This is a genomic window from Enterobacter cloacae complex sp. 6730903, from assembly GCF_048283985.1.
GTDB lineage: Bacteria > Pseudomonadota > Gammaproteobacteria > Enterobacterales > Enterobacteriaceae > Enterobacter > Enterobacter hormaechei_C.
The window spans coordinates 41,327-68,316 of sequence record NZ_JBLVXX010000027.1; the positions used below are offsets into that span (position 1 = coordinate 41,327).

The window sequence follows — 26,990 nt, forward strand, 5'->3', positions numbered from 1 at the left end:
TACCCGGCCTACGTGATGGGTAGGCCCGGTAAGCGCAGCGCCACCGGGCTTCTGTCACTCAGAAATCGTAGCTCGCGCTCACCGAGACGTTCAGCGGCGCGCCATACACTACATAAGAGCCGACATAGTCGTAATACTCTTTGTCGAACAGGTTGTTGACGTTAGCCTGCACCGCAAAATCTTTGGTGACCTGATAACGGCTGAACAGGTTCACCAGCCCATAGCTGCCTTGCTCCGCGCGGGAACGTCCTGCCGGACCGCCTTCCACGTCCGTCCACACTTTGTTCTGCCAGTTTACGCCACCGCCCACGGTCAGTTCCGGCAGCATTGGCAGCTGATAGCGGGTGAAGAGCTTCATGGTTGTGCGCGGCTGATCGGAACTGACGGCGTTGCCATTCTTATCTTCTGCGATGTAACGCGTCGCGCCGAAGGTCAGCTGCCAGTTATCGGTCAGAGCACCGTTGAGCTCGAACTCGACCCCTTTGCTGACCACCCCGTCCAGCGATTCATAGATCGATTCACCGCTCGGCATGTAGGTATAGGTGTTGCTGGCGACGTTATCCTGCTCAATGCGGAAAATCGCCAGCGAGGTGGTGAGGCGGGTATTGAACCAGTCCGCCTTCACCCCGGCTTCGTAGCTTTTGCCCGTGGTAGGGTCGAGATAACGTCCGCTGGCATCGCGTTTATCCTGCGGCTGGAAGATAGAGGTATAGCTGACGTAGGTCGACCAGTCCTCATTGATGTCATACACCAGACCGGCGTACGGCGTGACATCATCTTTAGTACTTTCCAGACGGGTATTCGGCGATCCTGCCGGGTTATAACGAATGTTATATTGGGTGTAGCGCGCGCCCAGGATCAAGTGCAGCGGATCGGCCAGCGAGAAACGAGCCGACGAATAGGCTGAAGACTGGCGAATATCATCCTTGCTATAGAGTTTCCACGGCGTCCACTGCGGATCGGCGATGTTCCCGTTCCAGTTCTTAAAGTTGCCGACATCAACCATGCCGTATACTGCATCCGGCATAGAGTTGTCGTAATGGTTACGCTGACGGCTGAAGCTGCCGCCGAACATCATTTCGTGCTGACGGCCAAAGAGATCGAAGCCGCCGCGCAGGAAGGCGTCAACCGCATCCTGTTTACGTTCCCCACGGTTCCAGCCGCCGTAACCCACCAGGCCCGCACCGGTCTCTTTATCCGGATAGCCGGACATATACATCAGTTTGGAGTCGAAGTTGGTTTCAGCATGCATACCGTTAATGTGCGCTTCCCAGCCATTATCGAAACGCTGTGTCAGGTTAGCGAAGATGCGGGTGCTGTCTTTATCTGAATAAGCCCAGTCAGGCGCGACGGTCTGGCTGCGATTGTAGTGGGTCTTACTTCCGTCGCTGTACCAGGTCGGCAGCCCGCCCCATGTCGGGTCGGCGGTATGGCTTTCCTGATATTCATACCCTACCGAGAGGGTGGTGCTGTCGGTGACATCCGCGTCCATCACACCGTAGAGGAATTTCTTCCGGTAGTGGTAGTTATCCACGAAGCTGTCGTTATCCTGATAACCGGTGATCAGACGGCCCCGTACCTTACCTGACTCCACCAGCGGCGCCTGGAGATCCAGCACGTAGCGCTGCTTGTCCCAGCTGCCGTAGCTGGCGGAGACGTTACCTTTAAATTCCGGGCTGTCCGCGTGCTTACGCACCATATTAACGTACGCCGCCGGGTTGCCCGTGCCGGACATCAGGCCGATGGCGCCGCGAACCACTTCGATGCGGTCATAAATTGCGGTATCGGCGGCGGTATCACCAAAGTTCCACACTTCACTGATGGAGGTTGGCAGGTCGTCATAGGCGTAGTTGCTGACGAAAAAGCCGCGTGAGTAAAACACAGTGCGGTCGCTGTCCTGCACCTGGGCCGTAATGCCCGTGGTGTTCGTCAGCACCTGTCCGATGGATTGCAGATTCTGGTCAGCCATACGCTGCTGGCTAATGACGCTGACGGACTGTGGGATGTCGCGGGGAACCAGCAACAGTTTGGTGCCGGTGGTGGTGGTTTTTACGCTGTAATCCTGATCCTGGCTGGCAGAAAGATCCTGTGTGTTGTCAAAACCCCCGTCTACGACGACGGTATCTTCGGTGGTTGAAGCAGCGAAAGCGGCGGTTGGCGTCAATGCCATAGCAATGCAGGCGGCCAGCAACGAAGGTGTTGCGGCAGGCTGACGTTGCCCATCCCTGGTGTGATTAATGAAAGACATCATCAAACCCTTAGTGAATGGTGAAGGTAATTCGCGACAGTCCCGCTAGCACGGGCTGACGTCGTTTTCTATGTTAAAAATGCGCATGAAAATGCAAATGCGAAATATACGCATTGTGATTAACGCTGTAAACAGATGTTTCGGGATGAACTGAAATAAGGTTTCAGAAAAGAAATGTCCTAAAGCGATGCCTCTTCAGCCAGATGGGGGACAATCAGGAAAGAAATCACGGGAGAAGGTTGAAAGGACAGGAGAAACTCGCTCATACTCTTGTCTTGTGTCACGCAGTAAATCAGACAATGTGTGTTAACAACGGACGCACGACGCCAGATTAAACTTAAAAGGAAAAGGTCATGGCTGAAGAAACGATTTTCAGTAAAATTATCCGCCGCGAAATTCCGTCGGATATTGTCTATCAGGATGAACTGGTCACGGCTTTCCGCGACATTTCTCCCCAGGCGCCGACGCACATCCTTATTATTCCCAATATTCTGATCCCGACCGTTAATGACGTTAAAACCGAGCATGAAGTGGCGCTGGGCCGTATGCTTACGGTGGCCGCGAAAATCGCTGAGCAGGAAGGGATTGCTGAAGACGGATACCGTCTGATCATGAACTGTAATCGCCATGGCGGCCAGGAAGTCTATCATATTCATATGCATCTGCTGGGTGGACGTCCACTGGGACCGATGCTGGCACATAAAGGTCTTTAATATGTTAACTGGGCGTATTGCAGCGCTGATCGTGACGCTGGTAATGGTTGGGTGCAGCGCGCGTCCTGCCATCCCGGTCAGTGAAGAACAGACGCTGGTGATGGAGTCCTCAGTGCTTGCTGCGGGCATCACGGCGGAGAAGCCTTCGCTGACCATAAGCGAAATCCAGTCTTCAGCCTCCTCTACGCTCTATAACGAAAGGCAAGAGCCAGTGACGGTGCATTATCGCTTCTACTGGTATGACGTGAGAGGTCTTGAGATGCACCCGCTTGAGGCGCCGCGCAGCGTGACCATCCCGGCAAGATCGTCGGTCACGCTCTACGGCAGCGCCAGCTATCTGGGTGCACATAAGGTGAGACTTTATCTTTATTTGTAAGGAGTGAACCTTGATTAAAACAATGAGCCGTTATGCGCTCCTGAGTGCCTTTGCACTCTTTCTGGCGGGTTGTGTGACGCGAACGGAAGAACCTGCACCGGTGGATCAGGCGAAGCCGGGAACGGAACAGCCAACAACGCCAGCGCAGCCTGTTCCAACCGTGCCGTCTGTACCAACCATTCCGGCGCAGCCTGGCCCGATCGAACATCCGGACGACACCGCACAGCCTGCGCCGCGAGTGCGCCACTATGACTGGAACGGCGCAATGCAGCCGATGGTGGGCAAAATGTTGCAGGCACAGGGCGTTACGCCTGGCAGCGTGCTGCTGGTGGACAGCGTGAACAACCGTACAAACGGTTCCCTGAATGCGGGAGAAGCGACGGAAACCCTGCGCAACGCGCTGGCAAACAACGGTAAATTTACGCTGGTCTCAGCCCAGCAGCTCGCGGTCGCCAAGCAACAGCTTGGTCTGTCGCCTCAGGACAGCCTGGGTTCGCGCAGTAAAGCGATTGGTATCGCCCGCAACGTTGGCGCGCAGTATGTCCTTTATTCTAACGCGACAGGCAACGTGAACACGCCGTCGTTGCAGATGCAGTTAATGCTGGTTCAGACCGGCGAAATTATCTGGTCAGGTAAAGGTGCCGTTACGCAACAATAAGCGCACGCGTCATGATGTCCTGACGCGTTATTTCCCTCAGTACCGTGTTATCGCGCCGCAAGCCCCCGCCGGGCTTGGCGGCGCGAGTTGCATTATTGAGCGTGGCGACCATCGGCTGGTTTTACGTCAGCATCACGATGCCGCCGCGCCTGCCTCCCATTTCCGCCGCCAGTTCCGCGCCCTGAAGCGCCTGCCCGCCGACCTTGTGCCACAACCTCATCTTTTTATCAGAGACTGGATGGCGGTGGCGTTTATTGCGGGTGAGATCAAAAGCGAGCTTCCCGATACGCCTGCGCTGGCAGCCATGCTGTATCATCTGCATCGCCAGCCGCGTCTGGGCTGGCGGGTAACGTTACTTCCTTTGCTGGATCGCTACTGGCAGCAGGCTGCGCCTGGACGACGCACGCCCTACTGGCTGGCGCAGCTTAAGCGGCTGCGTAAAGCGGGAGAGCCGCAGGCGTTACGTCTGGCGCCGCTGCATATGGATGTCCACGCGGGGAATATCGTTCATACCACGGCAGGCGAGAAACTTATCGACTGGGAATATGCCGGGGACGGTGACGTGGCGCTCGAACTCGCTGCGGTCTGGATGCCTGATGAGGCCTCGCGCGAGCAGCTGATAACCGCCTATGCCCGAAACGCCAACATCAATGCGCTCACCCTTGCGCGGCAGGTCGCGCGCTGGCGTCCGTGGGTACTGATGCTGATGGCGGGATGGTTTGAAATGCGCCTTCAGCAGACAGATGACAAACAATTTATTGCGCTGGCAAATGATGCCTGGCGTCAGTTACAAACGAAAGGATAAGAGAGGTTGGTGTGGGTCCAGTAATGTTGGATGTCGAAGGGTTTGAGCTGGATGCGGAAGAGCGCGAAATTCTGGCGCACCCGCTGGTAGGGGGGCTGATTCTTTTCACCCGCAATTATCATGATCCGGCACAGCTGCGCGAGCTGGTTCGCCAGATCCGCGCGGCGTCGCGCAATCGCCTGGTGATTGCGGTTGACCAGGAAGGTGGACGCGTGCAGCGTTTCCGCGAAGGGTTTACCCGTTTACCCGCCGCGCAATCTTTTGCTGCGCTGCTGGGTACTGAAGAGGGCGGTCAACTGGCGCAGGACGCCGGCTGGCTGATGGCCAGCGAGATGATCGCCATGGATATCGATATCAGCTTCGCCCCGGTGCTGGACGTAGGACACATTAGCGCGGCAATTGGTGAGCGTTCGTATCATGACGATCCGCGTATCGCGCTGGCGATGGCGACGCGCTTCATCGACGGTATGCACGCTGCGGGCATGAAAACCACCGGCAAACATTTCCCGGGCCACGGGGCGGTAACGGCGGATTCCCATAAAGAAACCCCGCGCGATCCGCGCCCTGAAGCAGACATTCGCGCGAAAGACATGTCGGTTTTCCGCTCGCTGATCGCCGATAACAAGCTGGACGCCATCATGCCTGCGCACGTCATCTACAGTGAGGTCGATCCGCGTCCGGCCAGCGGCTCTCCACACTGGCTGAAAACCGTGCTGCGTCAGGAATTAGGCTTCAATGGCGTAATTTTCTCTGACGATTTATCCATGGAAGGGGCGGCGATCATGGGAAGCTATGCTGAACGTGGGCAGGCTTCGCTGGATGCGGGTTGCGATATGATCCTCGTCTGCAATAATCGTAAAGGGGCGGTGAGCGTGCTGGATAACCTGTCGCCGATCAATGCTGAACGTGTTACACAATTGTATCATAAAGGTTCATTTAGTCGTCAGGAGCTGATGGACTCGGCGCGCTGGAAAACGGTAAACGCGCGGCTTGAAGCCCTGAACGAGCGCTGGCAGGCACATAAAGCAGCCCTTTAATTCATCCCGGAAGGCGTAGCGTGGTGAGACGATGATCATCTATTTACACGGTTTTGACTCAAACAGTCCTGGTAATCATGAGAAAGTGCTGCAATTGCAGTTTATCGATCCGGATGTCCGGCTGATCAGTTACAGCACGCGTCATCCGAAGCATGATATGCAGCATCTGCTTAAAGAAGTGGACAAAATGTTGCAGCTCAATATCGACGATCGCCCGCTGATCTGCGGCGTGGGGCTAGGTGGATACTGGGCAGAGCGCATCGGTTTTTTGTGCGATATCCGTCAGGTCATTTTTAATCCTAACCTGTTTCCGAACGAAAACATGGAAGGCAAGATTGACCGTCCGGAGGAGTACGCCGATATCGCAACCAAATGCGTGAGCAATTTCCGTGAAAAGAACCGCGACCGGTGTCTGGTGATCCTCTCCCGCAACGATGAAGCGCTGAACAGCTCTCGCGCCGCCGAGCTTCTGCATCATTACTACGAAATTGTCTGGGACGAAGAGCAGACCCACAAGTTCAAAAACATTTCCCCGCACTTGCAGCGTATTAAAGCCTTTAAAACGCTGGGCTGATCTCCCTGAACCTGATAAAGGCCCGGTACGTGAAAGCGTACCGGGCCTCTTTTTTGTCAGAGTTGTCTACTTTTAAACCATCAAAACTTGATACATATCAATTTTGGTATGACCAATGCGCCTGACGTGCTATTCTCAATGAATCTGAATGGTTTCAGCGCAGTAACCTGTTGTTAATTAAGGGTTATTTATATAAATTTTAATTAACAATTGGTTAATAATTTGAGGGGGTCACGTTGACTACGCCATTGAAAAAGATAGTGATTGTCGGCGGTGGTGCTGGCGGACTGGAGCTGGCGACACAGCTGGGTAAGAAGCTGGGGCGCGGTAAGAAAGCCAAAATCACGCTGGTGGATCGTAACCACAGCCACCTGTGGAAGCCGTTACTGCACGAAGTGGCGACCGGGTCGCTGGATGAGGGCGTGGATGCGCTGAGCTATCTGGCGCACGCGCGTAACCACCACTTCCAGTTCCAGCTGGGTTCGGTGGTGGACATCAATCGTGAAAACAAAACCATCACGCTGGCTGAGCTGCGTGATGATAAAGGCGAGCTGCTGGTTCCTGAGCGCAAGCTGGCTTATGACACGCTGGTGATGGCCCTGGGCAGTACCTCCAATGATTTCAACACTCCAGGCGTGAAGGAGCACTGCATCTTCCTCGATAACCCGCATCAGGCGCGTCGTTTCCATCAGGAGATGCTTAACCTGTTCCTGAAGTACACCAACAACATGGGTGCTAACGGCAAGGTTAACATTGCTATCGTGGGCGGCGGGGCAACGGGCGTTGAATTATCGGCGGAGTTGCACAATGCGGTCAAACAGCTGCACAGCTACGGCTACAAAGGGCTGACTAACGAAGCGCTGAATGTGACGCTGGTGGAAGCAGGTGAACGTATTCTGCCTGCGCTGCCGCCGCGTATTTCCGGCGCGGCGCACAACGAGCTGACCAAACTGGGCGTGCGCGTGCTGACCCAGACTATGGTGACCAGCGCGGATGAGGGCGGCCTGCATACCAAAGACGGCGAATACATCCAGGCCGACCTGATGGTCTGGGCTGCGGGGATCAAAGCGCCTGATTTCATGAAAGATATCGGTGGGCTGGAGACGAACCGCATTAACCAGCTGGTGACAGAGCCGACGCTGCAAACCACGCGCGATCCGGACATCTTCGCCATTGGCGACTGTGCCTCCTGCGCACGTCCGGAAGGCGGATTTGTACCGCCTCGCGCTCAGGCCGCGCACCAGATGGCAAGCCTCGTGCTGCATAACATCCTGGCGCAGATGAAAGGCAAACCGATGAAAGCCTATGTCTACAAAGACCACGGCTCTCTGGTGTCGCTCTCAAACTTCTCCACCGTGGGCAGCCTGATGGGTAACCTGATGCGCGGCTCCATGATGGTGGAAGGGCGCATCGCCCGCTTCGTGTACATTTCTCTGTATCGTATGCACCAGATTGCGCTGCACGGCTACTTCAAAACCGGCCTGATGATGCTGGTTGGCCGCATCAACCGCGTGATCCGTCCACGCCTGAAGCTGCACTAATTTCTCTCTCCCTCCGGGCCCGCCGGAGGGAATTCTTAGCACATCATGCTGTACATTTCCCTCCTGACGCTTAAGAGTTCTCTTAAACCCTCGTTGTCCCGGCCAACAACCCTGATTTTGATCCTTTATCTTATTGGCGAAGCGTTTATTGCGCTGCAAAATTGCTACCAATTGCAACAAAGGAGGAAGTCCCGTGAATAAATCAATGTTGGCGGGTATAGGGATTGGCGTCGCAGCTGCGTTAGGTGTGGCTGCCGTTGCCAGTCTGAACGTACTTGATCGTGGCCCGCAGTATGCGCAGGTGGTTTCCGCTACACCGATCAAAGAGACGGTCAAGACGCCTCGTCAGGAGTGCCGAAATGTTTCTGTCACCCATCGTCGTCCGGTTCAGGATGAAAACCGTATCGCGGGCTCCGTGCTCGGCGCGGTTGCTGGTGGGGTGATTGGTCATCAGTTTGGTGGCGGCCGTGGTAAGGATGTCGCGACGGTGGTTGGTGCGCTGGGTGGCGGTTATGCCGGTAACCAGGTGCAGGGCGCGATGCAGGAAAATGATACCTACACCACAACGCAGCAGCGCTGTAAAACCGTGTATGACAAGTCTGAAAAAATGTTGGGCTACGACGTAACCTACAAAATTGGCGATCAGCAGGGCAAAATCCGCATGGATAAAGATCCTGGTACGCAGATCCCTCTCGACAGCAATGGTCAGCTGATACTGAATAACAAAGTGTAAAAAAGATGTTCTCTGAACTTAGCTCCTCATGCGCTCAGGCTGAGGAGCTTTTTTTTGCGTCAGAGTTTAAGAAGTTCAGGCCACAGGCGCAGCGTTGTTTGCGTAATCCCCTGCAATTTTTCCAGCGTCGCGCCTTCACGGGCGCTGATGGACATTCCCTGTAAAATACAGCTCAGATACTGGGCCAGTTCCTGCGGGCGGCAATGCGCCGGGATTTCGCCGCGCTGCTGACGCTGAGCCAGAAACGTGCTGAGCGTCTCCTCCTGCATCGCATGTCGCGATTTGACCGTGTTGGCAATCTCTTTAGAGGATGCCGCGAGGGTCGCGGAGGTGTTGATCATAAAACAGCCCGCAGGCGTGTCTTTGCTGGTATAGCAGGTCGCGATTGCCGAGAAATAATCCTGCAATGCCTGCTCAACCGTTTTTTCTTCGCAGAACAGCTGGGCTTCATGTTTTGCCGCGAAGCGCGAGATGTATCTGTCCAGAACGGCCCGGAATAAGCCTTCTTTGTTGGTGAACTCTGCGTACAGGGTAGGGGCTTTCGCGCCCGTTGCTTCCACGAGATCGGAAAGCGACGTAGCTTCATACCCATGCTGCCAGAAGAGCGTCATGGCCTTATCGAGCGCCGCATCCCTGTCGAACACTTTTGGTCGGCCACGGCTTTTCTTTGCGCAACGCGTGACATCGGTTGTCATGTGCCGTTGGTCCTCTGTTGTTTTGTTGAATAGTCATTATAAAAATAAACGTCTGCAACGACCAGCGGTGATTTCTGAAAAATAATTTAATTTTATCTTTATGAAATATAAGGCAAATGAAATTAATTTAACGACCATTATAAAAATGAGTTGACGTGTGACCTGGATCACATCTATCATTTACCTATCGATCGTTAACTAAATAACTAACGACCACTACATCATCTGCCTAAAGGTATAAAATCATGAAAAACGTTAAAACCCTCATCGCTGCCGCCGTTCTGAGCTCACTCTCTTTCGCAAGCTTCGCTGCTGTTGAAGTGCAATCCACGCCAGCAGACCAGCAGAAAGTCGGTACCATCTCTGCCACTGCCGGGACTAACCTGGGCTCTCTGGAAGATCAGCTGGCGCAAAAAGCTGACGAAATGGGTGCGAAATCATTCCGCATCACCTCTGTGACCGGTCCTAACACCTTGCACGGTACCGCAGTTATCTACAAATAAGCGTAACGCAACCCTCCGTTATGCCACTGCAATAAAAAACGCCCTGCTGATGCAGGGCGTTTGTCGTTATTACTGCTTTACATTGACTGCTGAGCAACCTCATGATGCCGCGTGACATCGGTTGGCATCCCCGAGCGCGCTTCCATCGCCCGCTCCATCACCGCGCCATCGGTGTTGGCATTCGTTTTAAAACTCACCATCGAGGCATTCAGATTAATCGGCAGCGTCTGCGGATCGTCATTGATGTTTTTCGATAGCGGCTGGTGGATCTCAACCAGACGGACGCCACCCGGCTCTTCAGACACTTTAATCGGCGTATTGATGATATTCACTTTCGTGCCAGGGGCGATCACGCGGTAGAGCGTTTTGATATCGTCATCGCGCAGGCGAATGCAGCCGGAGCTGACGCGCATCCCGATCCCGAAATCCGCATTCGTTCCGTGCAGAAGATAAACCCCACCGTATGCCGCCAGGCGAATTGCATGGTGCCCCATTGGGTTATCCGGACCAGCAGGCACCACGGCGGGCAGGTCGATACCTTGAGCTTTATAACGGGCGCGAATGTTTGCCGTCGGGGTCCAGGTAGGATTAGCGCGCTTATCAGAGACGGTGGTGACCATGGTAGGCGTGAGCGTATCGCCCCCCAGCTGACCAATACCGATAGGGTAGACGGTCACTTCGTTCTTGCCCGGCGGGTAGTAATACAGACGCAGCTCGGCGAGGTTAATCACAATGCCCTGACGCGGCGCGTCCGGCAGGATGGTTTGCAGCGGGATCGTCAGTACGCTGCCCGCCCGGGGCACGTACGGATCTACCCCCGGGTTGGCCTGCAACAGCGCCAGGAACCCGACGTTATATTTTTTGGCAATCGCTTCCAGCGAACCGCCATCGTTTTCAACCACGTGAAAGCGGTTTTCACCTACGACGTTGCTGCCGGCAGGCGGAAGAGGCCAGGTATTGGCGCGAGCAGGGAGCGCGACGGCAACCGTCGCGGCCAGCGCAAACAGAGTTAACCAGCGGGTAAAACGCGAAGAAATCATCATTATCATAATCCATACAAATGATAAGGTTATTGTTTTATAAGGCGTTAATGATAATTATGGCGAATGTATAGTCGGGAAGTTCGGGCGAAGTGCAAAGAGTTTGTAAATTGTCCCCCCGCCAGCCGGGCGCTGGCGGGGAAACCGTTATGCGATGGCGTTCTCTTCCAGCTGACGCATAAAGTTACGCACCCAGTCCATGCGGGTTTTACGTTCCGTCAGATCCTGAGTAAATTTCAGGCGAGTCGGGCCATCAAGACGGAAATGCTGCGGCTGTTTTTGCAGGAGGCCAATCAGCCACATCGGATCGACGTGGTTCTTCTCGGCAAACTCAATGACGCCGCCTTTCTCATTGCCTTCAAGCTTGCGAATGCCCAGCTTCTGCGCCTGCTGACGCAGGCGGGCAATATCCAGCAGGTTGCGCGCCGCATCGGGCAATATCCCAAAACGGTCAATCAGTTCGACTTTGATCTCTTCCAGCTCGCCTTCGCTTTTCGCGCTGGCAATGCGTTTGTAGAACGACAGACGGGTATTCACGTCAGGAATAAAATCATCCGGCAGCAGAGAAGGCATGCGCAGTTCCACTTCGGTCTGCTGGCTGGTGAGATCTTCCAGAGACGGTTCACGTCCTGCTTTAAGCGCGTCGACGGCATTTTCCAGCAGCTCCATATACAGCGAGAAACCGATGGTTTCCATGGAGCCGCTCTGGTCTTCACCCAGCAGCTCACCGGCGCCGCGGATCTCCAGGTCGTGGGTCGCCAGCGCAAAGCCAGCGCCCAGATCTTCCAGCGAGGCGATAGCTTCCAGACGCTTTTGCGCGTCGGTGGTCATCGCCTTCGGATGCGGCGTCAGCAGCCAGGCGTAGGCCTGATGGTGTGAACGCCCGACGCGCCCGCGCAGCTGGTGCAGCTGGGCCAGGCCGAAGTGATCCGCGCGTTCGATGATGATGGTGTTCGCCGTTGGAATGTCGATCCCGGTCTCAATGATGGTGGTACACACCAGCACGTTGAAACGCTGATGGTGGAAATCGTTCATCACCCGCTCAAGCTCGCGCTCGCGCATCTGGCCGTGACCAATGGCGATGCGCGCTTCCGGTACCAGCTCTGCCAGCCTGTCGGCGGCTTTCTGAATATTTTCAACGTCGTTATACAGGTAATACACCTGGCCGCCGCGCAGCACTTCGCGCAGGATCGCCTCGCGCACCACCAGATTGTCGTACTCGCGAACAAAGGTTTTCACCGCCAGACGGCGCGCCGGTGGGGTGGCGATTATCGACAGATCGCGCATGCCGCTCATCGCCATGTTCAGGGTGCGCGGGATCGGCGTTGCGGTCAGGGTCAGAATGTCGACGTTGGCGCGCATCGCTTTGATGCGCTCTTTGTGGCGCACCCCGAAGCGGTGCTCTTCGTCGACGATCAGCAGCCCCAGATCTTTCCACTTCACGTCGCTTTGCAGCAGCTTGTGAGTGCCGATCAGAATATCAATTTTGCCTTCACTGGCCTGTTCCAGGATCTGCGTCTGCTCTTTGGCGCTGCGAAAACGCGACAGCATCTCTATGCGTACCGGCCAGTTGGCGAAGCGGTCGCGGAAGTTGTCGAAGTGCTGCTGGGCGAGGAGGGTAGTCGGCACCAGCACCGCCACCTGCTTGTTGTTTTCCACCGCCAGGAAAGCGGCGCGCATCGCCACTTCGGTTTTGCCAAAGCCCACGTCACCGCAGACCAAGCGGTCCATGGCCAGCGGCTGGCACATGTCGCTCAGCACGGCGTTGATGGCCTGGGCCTGATCCGGCGTAGTTTCAAACGGGAAGCTGTCGCAGAACAGCTGGTACTGCTCTTTATCATGCTTAAACGCATAGCCCTCTTTGGCCGCACGCTGGGCGTAAATATCCAGCAGCTCGGCGGCCACGTCGCGTACTTTTTCTGCCGCCTTCTGGCGCGCGCGCGCCCAGGCATCGCCGCCCAGCTTGTGCAGCGGCGCATTCTCTTCCGCGCCTCCGGCGTAGCGGCTGATCAGATGCAGGGACGACACCGGCACATACAGTTTGGCGTCGTTGGCGTAGGTCAGCATCAGGTATTCACCTTTGATGCCGCCTGCTTCGAGGGTGGTCATCCCCTGATAGCGACCCACACCGTGTTCCAGGTGAACGATCGGCTGACCGGGGTGCAGTTCGGCCAGGTTGCGGATCAGGGTGTCCGGGTTGATGGTGCGGCGGCTGTCCTGACGACGGCGCGCGACGCGCTCGCCCAGCAGGTCGCTTTCACAAATCAACGCCAGGTTGTTGAGCGTATCAATGAATCCGTGCTCGGCGGCGCCGATCATCAGGTAACGGCCATTTCCGGTCGCTTCGCTCAGACGAAGAATGCGCTTCGGCGCGACTTTGATCCGTCCCAGCAGTTCACCCAGTGCTTCACGGCGACCTTCACTTTCAACGGAGAAGACCACCGGCCCGGTGAAGGACTCAAGAAACTTACGCAGATTATCAAGCGGGGATTTCTGCTGCGCCTGGACGGCCAGGTCAGGCAGTGTCCGGAACGCGAGATTGGTGTTCGCTGCTTTCTCGGCAAGCGCGTCGGTTTTGAGCTGCATGCGCGGCCAGCGCTTCAGTTCGGCGTTGAGCTCGTCGGTACGTAGCCACAGCATGTCCGGTGGCAGCAGCGGACGCATCGGGTCAACGCCCCGATTTTCAAAGCGGGCGCGCGTTTCGCTTTCAAAGCGGCTGGCACTGGCGTCGATATCCCCGGTGTTAACAATCAGCGTATTCGCCGGGAAGTAGCTGAACAGCGCCGGCAGCGGTTCGTTAAAGAACAGGGGCTGCCAGTACTCGATCCCGGCCGGAAGGGTGCCCTTGCTGACCTGCTGGTAGATATGTTCGGCATCGCGCTTCACGTCGAACCTGTCTCGCCACTGGCTGCGGAACAGTTCGATGGCGGTTTTATCCGTCGGGAACTCATGGGCGGGCAGCAGATTAATGGAGTCCACTTCCTCCAGCGTGCGCTGGGTGTCGGCGTCGAACACGCGCAGGCTGTCGATCTCATCATCGAAGAAATCCAGACGATATGGCCGATCGCTGCCCATCGGATAGAGATCAAGCAGCGCACCACGCGTCGCGTATTCGCCGTGCTCCATCACCTGGTCGACATGTCGATAGCCGGCTCCGTCCAGCTGCACGCGCAGGGCATCGCGCGACAGGCGCTGGCCTTTTTTCATCACCAGCGCATGGCCATGCAAATAGCTGTGCGGACAGACGCGCTGCATCAGGGTATTCACCGGCACAATCAGCACACCGCGCTGCATGGTGGGAAGCTGATACAGCGTCGACAGGCGCGAAGAGATGATCTCCTGGTGCGGAGAGAAACTGTCGTAGGGAAGCGTTTCCCAGTCGGCCAGGCTGAATACCAGACTGTCGGTGAACTGACGAATTTCGTCGTGCAGGCGCAGGGCGTTTTGCATGTCCGGGGCAACCAGCACCACCGGCCCTGGATGCCGCTCGGCAATTTCTGCCACCAGCGTGGCGCAGGCCGCGCCTGTCAGTTCGCCCAGCTGGCGTTGGTCACCTGCTTTTACAGGCAAGGAAAAACGATAGTGTTCAGGCATGGCTATGTCAGAGTCTCTTGGGGATATACCAACAGTATTGGGGCATATCACTGATACGCAATGTCTTTATTATCCTCGATCGTTATGCATAAGCAAATCGTAACCGCACAAGAGGGAAAGTGCCCCCGGATGGGGGCCGAGGAGATTAACGGGTAGCAGTCTGTGGCGAAAGCCGCGCGGGAGGGGAGAAGAAAAGATCGCCAAAGAGGGCGGTCGAGAGCTTACGTGCCCCCAGCCCAACCAGCGTGCAGACGAGCAGGCTGATAAACGGATAGACCAGAATCAGCGTTAACTCCGCCCAGATCGGCCAGTACGCCGCATTCATTTCGCGGATCAGGAGCAGGCTAAACGCCTCAATTAAAATGCGGTGGGTGGTATAAATCGCGATGGTGTTTGAACCGATGACGTTCAGCAGATTATTGGGATGAACGGCATAACGCTGCTCGAAGCTGTAAAAGAGCTTCATGATAACCACGATTGACAGCAGAGAGAGCGGCAGAGGGACGTTAGCGAACCACAGCACCACCGACACCGCACCAGAGGCGATGAGGATCAGCCAGCTGCGGCGCAAATTCATCCCTTTCATCCACGCCATCAACTGTGCGCCGTACCATGCGCCGAGGCTGTAGTAGACCATGTTGCGCACCACGCTGTTCATTCCCCACCACGGTAACGGCAGGAAGTTGATGGCGATGCTTGCCAGCGCCAGAAGCCCCAGCATCGGCAGTTTCCAGCGGCTCAGCAGCTTACAGAGCGTAAAGTAGACCACTAACGCGTACAAATACCACAGGCTGGTGCTGGCCGTGAGCATTCCCAGTACAAACCCTGAAACGGAATCGGCGTAGGCCGCATTGGATGACGTCGCCAGTTCTCGCTCGGGGGCGAGCCAGGCATTCAGATGGGTCAGCGCCTGCCATTGCAGGACGCCCCACAGGGCCAAAACCCAGACAATGCTCCAGATCCGCTTGTCGAGACTGGAGCGCCAGTTCACCTCGTCAATATATCGACGGATCAAATAGCCGGAGATAAAGAAAAACACCGGCATACGGAACGGAGCAAGGTAAAGATTAAAGTAGACCCAGCATTTGGCGAGCAGGCCCGATAACGGATGCTGTAGCCCGTCCAGGTGAGGATAAAAGGTGATCACCGAGTGGTAAATCACCACCAGGCAGATGCACAGACCTTTTATCTGGTTAATCCATAATGCTTTTTGTTTCATTGTGCGTGACGACCTTGTTGCCATAAACGAAACGCCAATTGTTGTAAAATGAAACCCTGATGTAACGGGTAACAGTCTGTATCAGGACGATTTTCGGAAAAGGTGGAGGCTGTCTGGCGGAAGTTCAGTCAGTAGCATGATGATTTATCTGAATTTTTCGGAAAAATGATTACCGAATCTTACGGTTTCAGTCATTTACGCTTAGCGGATTCGCTTATATACTCGTGGGTCTGCTATCAGCAAACAGACGGATTTCATGTATCAACCTGTCGCACTCTTCATAGGCTTACGTTACATGCGTGGGCGCGCCGCGGACCGCTTCGGTCGCTTTGTCTCCTGGCTTTCGACTATTGGCATTACGCTTGGCGTGATGGCACTGGTGACGGTGCTTTCCGTCATGAATGGTTTCGAGCGCGAGCTGCAAAACAATATTCTGGGGCTGATGCCGCAGGCCGTTCTCTCTTCCACTCAGGGTTCCGTTAACCCGCAACAGCTGCCGGAAAGCGCGGTGAAGTTACAGGGTGTCACGCGCGTTGCGCCACTCACGACGGGCGATGTGGTGCTGCAAAGCGCCCGCAGCGTGGCGGTCGGGGTGATGCTGGGTATCGATCCGGCGCAAAAAGATCCGCTGACGCCGTTCCTGGTCAATGTGAAACAAACCGACCTGGAAGCGGGTAAATACAACGTCATCCTTGGCGAGCAGCTTGCCGGGCAGCTCGGGGTCAACCGTGGCGATCAGCTGCGTGTGATGGTGCCGTCAGCCAGTCAGTTTACGCCGATGGGGCGTCTGCCAAGCCAGCGCCTGTTCAACGTGATTGGCACGTTTGCGGCGAACAGCGAAGTTGATGGTTACCAGATGCTGGTGAACATTCAGGACGCCTCGCGTCTGATGCGCTACCCGGCGGGAAATATCACCGGCTGGCGTCTGTGGCTTGATGCGCCGCTGAAGGTGGATACCCTTAGCCAGCAGACGCTACCGGAAGGGACGAAATGGCAGGACTGGCGCGACCGGAAGGGCGAACTGTTCCAGGCCGTGCGCATGGAGAAAAACATGATGGGGCTGCTACTGAGCCTGATCGTGGCCGTTGCCGCGTTTAATATCATCACCTCGCTCGGGCTGATGGTGATGGAGAAGCAAGGCGAAGTCGCCATTCTGCAAACCCAGGGGCTGACTCCGCGCCAGATCATGGCGGTATTTATGGTCCAGGGCGCCAGCGCTGGCATCATTGGCGCGCTGCTCGGCGCGGCGCTGGGGGCGCTGCTCGCCAGCCAGCTCAACAATCTCATGCCGATTATCGGCGCGCTGCTTGATGGCGCGGCGCTGCCGGTGGCTATCGAGCCGCTCCAGGTGGTCGGTATTGCGCTGGCCGCGATGGCCATTGCGCTGCTTTCTACGCTTTATCCTTCCTGGCGGGCTGCCGCCACTCAACCCGCTGAGGCTTTACGTTATGAATAAGATCCTGTTGCAGTGCGACAACCTGTCCAAACGCTATCAGGAAGGCACTGTGCAGACCGACGTGTTGCACAATGTGAGTTTTAGCGTGGGCGAAGGCGAGATGATGGCGATTGTCGGCAGCTCCGGCTCCGGTAAAAGTACGTTGCTGCATCTGCTTGGCGGGCTGGACACGCCAACCGAAGGCGATGTGATCTTCTCCGGGCAGCCGCTGAGTAAAATGTCGTCTACGGCGAAAGCCGAGCTGCGTAACCGCGAGCTGGGCTTTATCTATCAGTTCCACCATTTGCTGCCGGACTTTACGGCGCTGGAAAATGTCGCAATGCCGCTGCTGATTGGTAAAAAGAAACCTGCGGAAATTAATGCCCGCGCCAGCGACATGCTAAAAGCGGTAGGGCTGGGTCATCGCGGGAATCACCGTCCGTCTGAGCTTTCCGGCGGCGAGCGTCAGCGTGTGGCCATCGCCCGTGCGCTGGTCAACAACCCGCGCCTGGTGCTGGCGGATGAACCGACAGGTAACCTCGATGCGCGTAACGCAGACAGCATTTTCCAGCTTCTCGGTGAACTGAACGCCGCGCAGGGAACCGCGTTTCTGGTGGTCACCCACGATTTACAACTGGCTAAGCGGATGGGGCGTCAGCTGGAAATGCGCGACGGTCGTCTGAATGCAGAGCTGACGCTGATGGGAGCGGAGTAATGGCTTCACCGTTATCGTTACTCATCGGGTTACGCTTTAGCCGCGGTCGTCGCCGGAGCGGAATGGTATCCCTTATCTCCGTGATCTCCACCATCGGTATCGCCCTGGGTGTGGCGGTGTTGATCGTGGGTTTAAGCGCCATGAATGGCTTTGAGCGTGAACTGAATAACCGCATTCTGGCTGTTGTTCCCCACGGTGAAATCGAGCCGGTTAATCAGCCGTGGTCCAGCTGGCGTGATGCTCTTAACAAAGTGGAAAAGGTGCCCGGCATTGCGGCGGCTGCACCTTACATCAACTTTACCGGGCTGGTAGAGAGCGGTGTAAACCTGCGCGCCATTCAGGTGAAAGGGGTAAATCCTCGTCAGGAAGAGCGTCTGAGCGCGCTGCCGCGCTATGTGCAAAATGGCGCATGGGCAAACTTTAAGGCTGGCGAGCAGCAGATCATCATGGGCAAAGGCGTTGCCGATGCGCTGAAGGTGAAGCAGGGCGACTGGGTCTCGATCATGATCCCGAACGCCAGCGCCGATCACAAATTGCAGCAGCCTAAGCGCGTACGTCTGCACGTCACCGGTATTTTGCAGCTGAGCGGCCAGCTCGATCACAGCTTCGCGATGGTGCCGCTGGAAGATGCGCGCCAGTATCTCGATATGAGCGACAGCGTGACGGGCATTGCCATTAAGGTTAACGACGTCTTCAACGCCAATAAACTGGTGCGTGACGCCGGCAGCGTGACCAATAACTATGTCTACATCAAAAGCTGGATCGGCACTTACGGGTATATGTACCGTGATATCCAGATGATCCGCGCGATTATGTATCTGGCGATGGTGCTGGTGATTGGGGTGGCGTGTTTTAATATCGTCTCGACGCTGGTGATGGCCGTTAAGGATAAGAGCGGCGACATCGCCGTGCTGCGTACCTTAGGGGCGAAAGACGGTCTTATTCGCGCCATCTTCGTCTGGTACGGTTTGCTGGCGGGGCTGTTTGGCAGCCTTTGCGGTGTGGCGATCGGCGTGGTGGTTTCCCTTCAGCTGACGCCGATTATCAACGGGATTGAAGCGCTTATTGGCCATCAGTTCCTGTCAGGCGATATCTATTTTATTGACTTCCTGCCGTCTGAACTGCACTGGCTGGACGTTATTTATGTGCTGGTTACAGCACTTTTACTGAGTCTGCTGGCAAGCTGGTATCCGGCGCGTCGCGCAAGCCGAATTGACCCGGCGAGGGTATTAAGTGGCCAGTAATTTCGTCATGGTTTAGCGGTCTTTTGGCCGCTGAATCAAACAGAGGAATGCATCATGTATTACGGATTTGATATTGGCGGCACCAAGATTGCGCTCGGCGTGTTCGATAAAGACCTTAAGCTGCAATGGGAAACCCGCGTACCCACGCCGCGCGAAAGCTACGATGAATTTTTAACCGCCATCGCCGCGCTGGTGGCGCAAGCGGATGAACGCTTTGGCGTCAAAGGCAGCGTCGGCATTGGTATTCCGGGTATGCCCGAAACCGATGACGGCACGCTGTATGCCGCCAACGTTCCTGCCGCCAGCGGCAAACCGCTGCGTGCCGATCTCTCTGCTCTCCTTGAGCGCGACGTGCGCTTAGACAACGATGCCAACTGTTTTGCCCTCTCAGAGGCCTGGGACGACGAGTTTCGTCGCTATCCGCTGGTGATGGGGCTGATCCTCGGAACCGGCGTGGGGGGCGGGATAGTCATTAACGGTAAGCCCATTACCGGGCGCAGCTACATTACCGGCGAATTTGGTCATATCCGTCTGTCGGTGGATGCGCTGGATGTTGTCGGACGTGATTTCCCGTTGATCCGCTGCGGATGTGGTCAGCACGGTTGTATTGAGAGTTACCTTTCAGGCCGTGGGTTTGCATGGCTTTATGAACACTTCTATCATCAGAAACATGACGCCCCCCAAATCATTACCCTGTGGGAACAAGGGGATGCGCAGGCGCGAGAGCATGTTGAACGCTATCTCGACCTGCTGGCCGTGTGCCTGGGGAATATCCTGACCATCGTCGATCCGGATCTGCTGGTGCTCGGGGGAGGGCTGTCAAATTTCACTGCGATTACGGAACAGTTGTCCGGGCGTCTGCCCCGACATTTATTGCCGGTCGCCCGCGTGCCGCGCATTGAGCGTGCGCGACACGGGGACGCAGGAGGCATGCGCGGAGCCGCATTCCTTCATCTCACCGATTAGTTTACGAGGTTATTATGCTGTCGCGTCGCCAGGGTCGACTCAGCCGTTTTCGCAAAAATAAACGCCGCTTACGTGAACGCCTGCGTCAGCGGATCTTTTTCAGAGACAGGATGATGCCAGAAGCGATGGATAAACCCAGAGTGGTGGTGTTGACCGGGGCGGGGATCTCCGCCGAATCCGGTATTCAGACCTTCCGCGCGGCGGACGGACTGTGGGAAGAACACCGAGTTGAAGATGTGGCGACGCCGGAAGGTTTCGCCCGCGACCCGGCGCTGGTGCAGGCGTTCTACAACGCCCGCCGTCGCCAGCTTCAGCAGCCGGAGATTGCGCCGAATGCGGCGCACCTGGCGCTGGCAAAGCTGGAGGAAGCGCTGGGGGATCGTTTTCTGCTGGTCACGCAGAACATCGACAATCTTCACGAAAGGGCCGGAAACCACAACATCATTCACATGCACGGCGAACTGCTCAAGGTGCGGTGCGCATGGAGTGGTCAGGTGCTGGAGTGGAAAGAGGACGTGCTGGACGAAGACCGCTGCCACTGCTGTCAGTTCCCTTCGCGTCTGCGTCCGTATGTGGTCTGGTTTGGCGAAATGCCGCTGGGAATGGATGAGATCTACAGCGCCCTGGCCATGGCGGACGTCTTTATCGCCATTGGTACTTCGGGACATGTCTATCCGGCGGCGGGATTTGTTCACGAAGCGCGACTGCAAGGTGCTCATACGGTGGAACTCAATCTGGAGCCAAGCCAGGTCGGGAGCGAGTTTGAAGAGAAACATTACGGTCTGGCGAGCGAGGTGGTGCCAGCCTTTGTGGATAAACTCCTGAAGGGGCTGTAAGAGTAACGGGCGACATTGCGTCGCCCGTTATGCATTAACGGCCTGCTTTTAGCTTCTGATAATACTCTTCATACAGGCGGCTCGCGTCACCGACGTCGTTCTGCCATTCCCCTTTGCTGATGGTTTCAGCGTCCGGATAAAGCGATTTATCATTCGCCACTTCAGGGCTGAGCAGCTTCCGCGCGGCCAGGTTTGGCGTCGGGTAGCCGATAGTTTCCGCCACCTGTTTTGCCACATCCGGGCGCAGCAGGAAATTGATCAGCTTCAGGGCGCCCTCGACGTTTTTCGCATTCGCCGGGATCGCGAGGCTGTCCATCCAGAAGATGCCGCCCTCTTTCGGCCAGACCACCTCCAGCGGCGTCCCGGCCTGACGCGCCACAAACGCAGAGCCGTTCCAGACCATCCCCAGATTCACTTCACCTTCCATATACGGGTTAGCCGGGTTATCCGAGTTGAACGCCGCCACGTTTGGCATCAGCTTTTTCAGTTCGTTATACGCCGCTTCGATCTCTTTCGGATCGGTGGTGTTACCAGAATAGCCGAGTTTACGCAGCGCAACCTGGAACACTTCGCGCGCATCGTCGGTTAACAGCAGGCTGCTTTTGTATTCCGGCTTCCACAGGTCAGCCCAGGATGAAACCGTTTTTGGATCAATGGCATCGCTGTTGACGCCAATTGCCGTCGCGCCCCAGATGTACGGAATGGAGTAGTCGTTGTTCGGGTCGAACGGCTTGTTTAGCATCTCAGGATCGAGGTTTGAAAAATTGGTTAGCTTCGTTTTGTCGATCTTCTGGATCATGCCTTCTTTGCGCATCTTGTCGACGAAATAGGTCGACGGCACCACCAGGTCATACGCGCCATCTTTATAGGTTTTGAGCTTGGCGTACATGGTTTCATTCGACTCGTAGGTCGAATAGATCACCTTGATGCCCGTCTCTTTGGTGAACTGCTCCAGCAGGCCCGGCGGCACATACTCGGTCCAGTTGTAGAAATAGAGCGTTTTGCTGTCATCAGCATGCGCGGCGCCCATTCCGAGCACCAGTGCCGCAGCGGCAAGCATTTTTTTCATTTCTGTGTCCCCTGAGATTTTGTTTTATCACGAGCAATAACCTGGCTGGCAATTACCAGAACCAGCGATAACACCAACAGAATAGTCGCCAGCGCGTTCACTTCGGGTGAAACACCGACTTTAACCATTGAGTAGATCTTCAACGGCAGAATTTCATAGCTCGGCCCGGTGACGAAGGAGGACACGACCACGTCGTCCATCGACAGGGTAAAGCTGAGCAGCCATCCTGCTGCCACGGCGGGCATCGCCAGCGGCAGAATGATTTTGCGCAGAATGGTCATCTCGCTCGCACCCAGATCTTTCGCCGCTTCCAGCATGCGTACGTCGAACCCTTTCAGACGCGCGTAGACGGTTACCACCACAAACGGCAGACAGAAGGTGATATGCGAGAACAGCAGCGACCAGAAACCGAGCTGGACGCCCAGCAGCATAAACAGCACCAGCAGTGAAATGGCCATCACGATATCCGGGGACATCATCACCACAAACAGCATGCCACTGACGAACGGCTTACCGCGAAAACGGTAGCGGTACAGCGCCACGGCGGTCAGTGAGCCAATCAGCGTCGCGAAGGTGGCAGAAAATACCGCCATCGTCAGCGAGTGCTGAGCGGCCTGTAGCAGGCTGTCATTGTTCATCAGCAGGCCATACCATTTGGTGGTAAACCCTTGCCAGTTGATCCCGAAGCGTGAGCTGTTAAAGGAGTTCACGATCAAAATGATTATCGGAATATAGAGATACGCATAAATGGCGGTCATAAAACCGCCGCGAAGCAGTCGACCGATCATTCCAGCTCCACCTTCTTATTCAGCAGGCGTAAGGCACGCCAGTAAACCAGCAGCATCAGCCCCATCACCACCGTCAGCGTTATGCTGGTGGCCGAGCCGAACGGCCAGTCGCGGATATTCAGGAACTGGCTCTTAATCACGTTACCGATCAGCAGGTTTTTCGCCCCGCCCATCAGGTCCGATACGTAGAACAGGCCCATCGCAGGCAGCATGACCAGCAGACAGCCGGCGATAATACCCGGCATGGTCAGCGGAATAATGATGCGGACAAAGGTTTGTAACTTACTGGCACCCAGGTCTTTCGCCGCTTCCAGCAGCGGTTTATCGAGCTTTTCAATGCTGGAGTAGAGCGGCATCACCATAAACGGCAGCAGGATATAGACCAGGCCGATAATCACCGCGCCCGGGGTGAACATGATGCGGATCGGCGTCTCGATCACCCCCAGCCACAGCAGAAACTCGTTCAGATAACCTTTGGTGCTGAGGAAGATTTTCAGCCCGTAGATGCGGATTAACGAGTTGGTCCAGAAGGGTACAATCAGTAAAAACAGCAGCAGCGGCCGTACTTTTTGCGGCAGGCGGGCCAGGAACCAGGCGAATGGATACCCCAGCACCAGACAGGCGAGGGTAGCAATCAGCGCCATATTGAGCGAGTGCAGCAGCACGTCAAAATAGAGCGGATCGAGCAGGCGCGCGTAGTTGTCCAGCGTAAAGACCATCGCGACGAAGTTCGCGTCGTCGCGGGTCAGGAAGCTGGTTACGATGATCATCAGGTTGGGTAGAAAGACAAACAACACAAGCCAACCGACGATCGTGACAATCACCACATTCTGGAACTTACTTGTGTTCTTCATCAGCCAGTACAACCTCCCAGCTTTCTACCCAGTTGATGACCATTTTCTGATCCAGCGAGTGGTCGAAGTCCGGATCGTCCTCGTTAAAGAACTCGCTGACCATCACCATTTTGCCGTTTTCCAGTTCCACAACGGATTCGAGGGTCATCCCTTTGTAGTTGCGTTCGCGAACGTAACCGATCAGACCTTCGACGTCAGCCGTGTCGTGGATCTCATCAACGCGGAGATCTTCCGGGCGCAGCAGGACGTTGAGCTTTTGCCCCTTCTCGACGGCAAAGTTGACGGTAATATTGCATTCGCGGCCTTCCACGTTCGCGCGAACGCGCTGCTCGTCCAGACGCTCGATCACCGTGGCGTTAAAGATATTGATTTCGCCAATAAAGCTGGCGACGAACAGGTTTTTCGGCTCTTCGTAAATTTCACGCGGGGTGCCATCCTGCTCAATCTTGCCGTCGCGCATCACCACGATACGGTCTGACATGGTCAGGGCTTCTTCCTGATCGTGCGTGACAAACACGAACGTGATGCCGAGCTTACGCTGAAGCGCTTTCAGCTCGTTCTGCATCTGCTTGCGCAGCTTGTAGTCCAGCGCGGAGAGGGATTCATCCAGCAGGAGCAGGCGAGGTTTGTTGACCACGGCGCGGGCAATGGCCACACGCTGCTGCTGACCACCGGAAAGTTGATGCGGCTTGCGCTGGGCGAACGCCTCCAGCTGTACCATGCGCAGGGCTTCGGTAACCCGAGGTGGGATCTCGCTGGCCGGTGTTTTTTGCATCCGCAGGCCAAACGCCACGTTCTCAAACACGGTCATGTGCGGGAACAGGGCATAGCTCTGAAAGACGGTATTGACGTGGCGATCTTCGGCTGGAACCTGGGTTATGTCCTGGTTCTCAAGATGGATATGGCCGTTATCGACGCTTTCCAGCCCGGCGATAAGGCGCAGGACGGTGGTTTTGCCGCAGCCGGAGGGGCCGAGCAGCGTGAGAAACTCACCGTCATTGATGGTCAGATTAAGGTCGGAAATGACATCTTTGCCATCGAAACTTTTACGAATTCGTTCCAGTTGCACCAGCGGTGAAAGGGAACGGGGTTGTGTATTCAATTTTCGCGCTGTCCCATATAGACGCCTCAGGCAGCAGACTGAAGCGGGGTTTGTGTGTAACCACCTTGGTGACTCGTAATGAGGGCGGACATTCTACGGCAAACCCATTGAATCGCCAATCCTTCTCACTTATTCATAAGCTACATTTATTAACGCACAACGATATAAACGTAAAAAATTCTCGTTTGCGGGATAAAAGTGACCTGACGCAATATTTGCGTTTTGCTGCTTAATGATAATGTTGTCACAAAAAGTGAGGGTGACTGCATGGATAAACTACTTGAGCGTTTCTTACATTACGTTTCGCTGGATACCCAATCTAAGCCGGGGGTCCGACAGGTGCCAAGCACCGAAGGCCAGTGGAAGCTGCTAAATCTGCTGAAAGAGCAGCTGGAGGCCATGGGGCTGGTCGACGTCACGCTCAGCGAAAAAGGGACCGTGATGGGAACGCTGCTGGCGAATATTGACGGCGATATCCCGGCAATTGGCTTTATTTCTCATGTCGATACCTCACCTGATTTTAGCGGTAAACACGTTAACCCGCAGATTGTTGAAAACTACCGCGGCGGTGATATTGCGCTGGGCATTGGCGACGAAGTGCTGTCGCCGGTGATGTTCCCGGTACTGCATCAGCTGCTGGGGCAGACGTTAATCACCACTGACGGCAAAACCTTGCTGGGGGCCGATGACAAAGCGGGCATCGCCGAGATCATGACGGCGCTGGCGGTGTTGAAGGGCAAAAATATCCCGCATGGCGATATCCGCGTGGCCTTCACGCCGGATGAAGAGGTGGGAAAAGGCGCAAAACACTTTGACGTTGAGGCGTTTAACGCGCAGTGGGCCTACACCGTCGACGGTGGCGGCGTGGGTGAACTGGAGTATGAAAACTTTAACGCGGCATCGGTAACGATCAAAATCGTCGGGGATAACGTGCACCCAGGGTCTGCGAAAGGGGTGATGGTGAATGCGCTGTCGCTGGCTGCGCGTATTCATGCGGAAGTGCCCGCCGAAGAGAGCCCGGAGATGACGGAAGGGTATGAGGGTTTTTATCATCTGACCAGCATCAAGGGGACCGTGGACAGCGCGCAGATGCACTATATTGTCCGCGATTTCGACCGCAAAGCCTTTGAAGCACGCAAACGTAAGATGATGGAGATCGCGAAAAAGGTCGGCAAGGGGCTACATCCGGATTGCTATATTGAACTCATCATCGAAGACAGCTATTACAATATGCGCGATAAGGTGATGGAGCATCCGCATATTCTTGATATCGCCCAGCAGGCGATGCGCGATTGTGACATCGAGCCGGTGATGAAACCGATCCGTGGCGGTACCGATGGTTCACAGCTGTCGTTTATGGGCCTGCCGTGCCCGAACCTGTTTACCGGTGGATATAACTACCACGGCAAGCATGAGTTCGTGACGCTGGAAGGGATGGAGAAAGCGGTGCAGGTGATCGTGCGGATAGCGGAGTTAACCGCGAAGCGGTAATGTTTTATGCCGGGTGGCGGCTACGCCTTACCCGGCCTACATTTCGATCGTAGGCCCGGTAAGCGCAGCGCCACCGGGCAATGGGCAAGGAGTGCCAATGTCAAACTACCGCCGCCACTACATCCCCGGTGGGACCTGGTTTTTCACCGTCAATCTGCAAAACCGTCAGAGCGACTTACTTACTCGCCACATCGACAGCCTGCGTTCCGCTACCGCCACGGTTAAGCGTGCGAAGCCCTTCACCATTAACGCCTGGGTTATCCTGCCTGAACATATGCACTGTATCTGGACCCTGCCGGAAGGGGACAGTGACTTTTCAGCGCGCTGGCGCGACATCAAAAAAATGTTTAGCCGCAACATTGAGATGCGCTACGTCTGGCAACCGCGTTTCTGGGAGCACACCATTCGTAATGAGCAGGATTATCGGCGGCATATGGATTACGTCTACATCAATCCGCTGAAGCATGGCTATGTCGGGAAAGTCGTCGACTGGCCCTATTCAACGTTTCATCGGGACATGCGGGAAGGGTTATATCCGGCAGACTGGGCGGGTGAGATTGAGGATTTTGCGGCGGGGGAGCGGAAGTAAAACAAAGCCGGGTGGCGGCTACGCCTTACCCGGCCTACATTTCGATCGTAGGCCCGGTAAGCGCAGGGTATGAACCGGAAACATGGGTAACACTTTAGACCGGATACATGGGTAACAGTTATAACTGGCATAGAAGAGGAGACTCGCTATGCCCTGGACTGAGAC

Annotated in this window: 25 protein-coding genes; 16 read left to right on the forward strand and 9 right to left on the reverse strand. The window is 55.8% G+C overall.

Features of this window, described 5'->3' with window-relative positions; translation table 11 throughout:
* Nucleotides 1-58: 58 nt before the first annotated feature.
* Nucleotides 59-2,248 (reverse strand): ferric-rhodotorulic acid/ferric-coprogen receptor FhuE, encoded by a 2,190-nt coding sequence (fhuE, locus tag ACNQ0W_RS14995; protein ID WP_062932027.1) that lies wholly within the window; start codon nucleotides 2,246-2,248, stop codon nucleotides 59-61.
* A gap of 353 nt (nucleotides 2,249-2,601) precedes the next feature.
* On the opposite strand from fhuE, the gene hinT reads away from it, so the two are divergent.
* From hinT to ACNQ0W_RS15035, 8 genes are all read left to right on the forward strand, one after another.
* Nucleotides 2,602-2,961 carry a purine nucleoside phosphoramidase gene (gene hinT / locus ACNQ0W_RS15000; RefSeq protein ID WP_006809243.1) on the forward strand — a complete coding sequence of 120 codons (360 nt, stop codon included), beginning with the start codon at nucleotides 2,602-2,604 and terminating at the stop codon, nucleotides 2,959-2,961.
* Nucleotide 2,962: 1 nt separating this feature from the next.
* Nucleotides 2,963-3,337: a YcfL family protein gene (locus ACNQ0W_RS15005; protein WP_003857939.1), complete on the forward strand. Its 375-nt coding sequence runs from the start codon at nucleotides 2,963-2,965 to the stop codon at nucleotides 3,335-3,337.
* A gap of 13 nt (nucleotides 3,338-3,350) precedes the next feature.
* Entirely contained in the window at nucleotides 3,351-3,995 is a 645-nt protein-coding gene (lpoB, locus tag ACNQ0W_RS15010; protein WP_085929697.1) for a penicillin-binding protein activator LpoB, read from the forward strand.
* The gene (gene thiK / locus ACNQ0W_RS15015; RefSeq protein ID WP_062932026.1) at nucleotides 3,976-4,800 is read left to right on the forward strand and encodes a thiamine kinase; all 825 of its coding nucleotides are present in this window, start codon (nucleotides 3,976-3,978) and stop codon (nucleotides 4,798-4,800) included. The genes lpoB and thiK overlap by 20 nt, the downstream gene beginning before the upstream one ends.
* A gap of 11 nt (nucleotides 4,801-4,811) precedes the next feature.
* Nucleotides 4,812-5,837, forward strand: coding sequence for a beta-N-acetylhexosaminidase (nagZ, locus tag ACNQ0W_RS15020; RefSeq protein ID WP_062932025.1), 1,026 nt, complete (start codon nucleotides 4,812-4,814; stop codon nucleotides 5,835-5,837).
* A 31-nt stretch (nucleotides 5,838-5,868) separates the two neighbouring features.
* On the forward strand, nucleotides 5,869-6,411 hold the full coding sequence (gene ycfP, locus ACNQ0W_RS15025) for an alpha/beta hydrolase YcfP (protein ID WP_006809239.1): 543 nt from the start codon (nucleotides 5,869-5,871) through the stop codon (nucleotides 6,409-6,411).
* Nucleotides 6,412-6,647: 236 nt separating this feature from the next.
* Nucleotides 6,648-7,952: an NAD(P)/FAD-dependent oxidoreductase gene (locus ACNQ0W_RS15030; protein WP_017693633.1), complete on the forward strand. Its 1,305-nt coding sequence runs from the start codon at nucleotides 6,648-6,650 to the stop codon at nucleotides 7,950-7,952.
* Between the two features lie 193 nt (nucleotides 7,953-8,145).
* Nucleotides 8,146-8,685 carry a glycine zipper 2TM domain-containing protein gene (locus ACNQ0W_RS15035; RefSeq protein ID WP_017384715.1) on the forward strand — a complete coding sequence of 180 codons (540 nt, stop codon included), beginning with the start codon at nucleotides 8,146-8,148 and terminating at the stop codon, nucleotides 8,683-8,685.
* Nucleotides 8,686-8,744: 59 nt separating this feature from the next.
* Here ACNQ0W_RS15035 and comR read toward each other — a convergent pair whose 3' ends face one another.
* Nucleotides 8,745-9,380, reverse strand: coding sequence for a TetR family copper-responsive transcriptional repressor ComR (comR, locus tag ACNQ0W_RS15040; RefSeq protein ID WP_047051907.1), 636 nt, complete (start codon nucleotides 9,378-9,380; stop codon nucleotides 8,745-8,747).
* 245 nt (nucleotides 9,381-9,625) lie between these two features.
* On the opposite strand from comR, the gene bhsA reads away from it, so the two are divergent.
* On the forward strand, nucleotides 9,626-9,883 hold the full coding sequence (gene bhsA / locus ACNQ0W_RS15045; protein ID WP_006809234.1) for a multiple stress resistance protein BhsA: 258 nt from the start codon (nucleotides 9,626-9,628) through the stop codon (nucleotides 9,881-9,883).
* A 77-nt stretch (nucleotides 9,884-9,960) separates the two neighbouring features.
* Here bhsA and ldtC read toward each other — a convergent pair whose 3' ends face one another.
* From ldtC to ACNQ0W_RS15060, 3 genes are all read right to left on the reverse strand, one after another.
* The gene (ldtC, locus tag ACNQ0W_RS15050) at nucleotides 9,961-10,926 is read right to left on the reverse strand and encodes a L,D-transpeptidase LdtC (RefSeq protein WP_023303432.1); all 966 of its coding nucleotides are present in this window, start codon (nucleotides 10,924-10,926) and stop codon (nucleotides 9,961-9,963) included.
* Nucleotides 10,927-11,070: 144 nt separating this feature from the next.
* A complete protein-coding gene (gene mfd, locus ACNQ0W_RS15055) occupies nucleotides 11,071-14,517 on the reverse strand; it encodes a transcription-repair coupling factor (protein WP_062932024.1) in 3,447 nt (1,148 codons plus the stop codon).
* A 145-nt stretch (nucleotides 14,518-14,662) separates the two neighbouring features.
* Complete coding sequence (locus ACNQ0W_RS15060) at nucleotides 14,663-15,736, reverse strand: acyltransferase family protein (RefSeq protein ID WP_116329896.1); 1,074 nt, start codon at nucleotides 15,734-15,736, stop codon at nucleotides 14,663-14,665.
* A gap of 256 nt (nucleotides 15,737-15,992) precedes the next feature.
* On the opposite strand from ACNQ0W_RS15060, the gene lolC reads away from it, so the two are divergent.
* From lolC to cobB, 5 genes are read left to right on the forward strand one after another with little or no spacing between them, the layout of a single operon-like run.
* A complete protein-coding gene (gene lolC / locus ACNQ0W_RS15065) occupies nucleotides 15,993-17,192 on the forward strand; it encodes a lipoprotein-releasing ABC transporter permease subunit LolC (protein WP_017384712.1) in 1,200 nt (399 codons plus the stop codon).
* Entirely contained in the window at nucleotides 17,185-17,886 is a 702-nt protein-coding gene (gene lolD, locus ACNQ0W_RS15070) for a lipoprotein-releasing ABC transporter ATP-binding protein LolD (protein WP_015570809.1), read from the forward strand. The genes lolC and lolD overlap by 8 nt, the downstream gene beginning before the upstream one ends.
* On the forward strand, nucleotides 17,886-19,130 hold the full coding sequence (lolE, locus tag ACNQ0W_RS15075; protein WP_017384711.1) for a lipoprotein-releasing ABC transporter permease subunit LolE: 1,245 nt from the start codon (nucleotides 17,886-17,888) through the stop codon (nucleotides 19,128-19,130). The genes lolD and lolE overlap by 1 nt, the downstream gene beginning before the upstream one ends.
* 54 nt (nucleotides 19,131-19,184) lie before the next feature.
* Complete coding sequence (nagK, locus tag ACNQ0W_RS15080) at nucleotides 19,185-20,096, forward strand: N-acetylglucosamine kinase (RefSeq protein ID WP_062932022.1); 912 nt, start codon at nucleotides 19,185-19,187, stop codon at nucleotides 20,094-20,096.
* A 14-nt stretch (nucleotides 20,097-20,110) separates the two neighbouring features.
* On the forward strand, nucleotides 20,111-20,932 hold the full coding sequence (cobB, locus tag ACNQ0W_RS15085) for a Sir2 family NAD+-dependent deacetylase (protein ID WP_062932021.1): 822 nt from the start codon (nucleotides 20,111-20,113) through the stop codon (nucleotides 20,930-20,932).
* A 34-nt stretch (nucleotides 20,933-20,966) separates the two neighbouring features.
* On the opposite strand, the gene potD is transcribed toward cobB, so the two are convergent.
* Genes potD through potA form a run of 4 tightly spaced genes read right to left on the reverse strand, consistent with a single transcriptional unit; the run spans nucleotide 20,967 to nucleotide 24,775 of the window.
* Nucleotides 20,967-22,001 carry a spermidine/putrescine ABC transporter substrate-binding protein PotD gene (gene potD / locus ACNQ0W_RS15090; protein ID WP_047051916.1) on the reverse strand — a complete coding sequence of 345 codons (1,035 nt, stop codon included), beginning with the start codon at nucleotides 21,999-22,001 and terminating at the stop codon, nucleotides 20,967-20,969.
* Nucleotides 21,998-22,789: a spermidine/putrescine ABC transporter permease PotC gene (potC, locus tag ACNQ0W_RS15095; RefSeq protein ID WP_015570805.1), complete on the reverse strand. Its 792-nt coding sequence runs from the start codon at nucleotides 22,787-22,789 to the stop codon at nucleotides 21,998-22,000. Before potC ends, potD begins: the two co-directional genes overlap by 4 nt.
* Complete coding sequence (gene potB, locus ACNQ0W_RS15100; protein ID WP_062932020.1) at nucleotides 22,786-23,643, reverse strand: spermidine/putrescine ABC transporter permease PotB; 858 nt, start codon at nucleotides 23,641-23,643, stop codon at nucleotides 22,786-22,788. Before potB ends, potC begins: the two co-directional genes overlap by 4 nt.
* Nucleotides 23,627-24,775, reverse strand: a complete 1,149-nt coding sequence (gene potA, locus ACNQ0W_RS15105; RefSeq protein ID WP_162837914.1) for a spermidine/putrescine ABC transporter ATP-binding protein PotA — start codon at nucleotides 24,773-24,775, stop codon at nucleotides 23,627-23,629. Before potA ends, potB begins: the two co-directional genes overlap by 17 nt.
* 237 nt (nucleotides 24,776-25,012) lie before the next feature.
* Here potA and pepT point away from each other — a divergent pair, with 237 nt between their 5' ends.
* Both pepT and ACNQ0W_RS15115 read left to right on the forward strand, forming a co-directional pair.
* Nucleotides 25,013-26,236: a peptidase T gene (pepT, locus tag ACNQ0W_RS15110; protein ID WP_417933212.1), complete on the forward strand. Its 1,224-nt coding sequence runs from the start codon at nucleotides 25,013-25,015 to the stop codon at nucleotides 26,234-26,236.
* A 97-nt stretch (nucleotides 26,237-26,333) separates the two neighbouring features.
* On the forward strand, nucleotides 26,334-26,825 hold the full coding sequence (locus tag ACNQ0W_RS15115; protein ID WP_062932018.1) for an REP-associated tyrosine transposase: 492 nt from the start codon (nucleotides 26,334-26,336) through the stop codon (nucleotides 26,823-26,825).
* The last annotated feature ends 165 nt before the right edge of the window (nucleotides 26,826-26,990 follow it).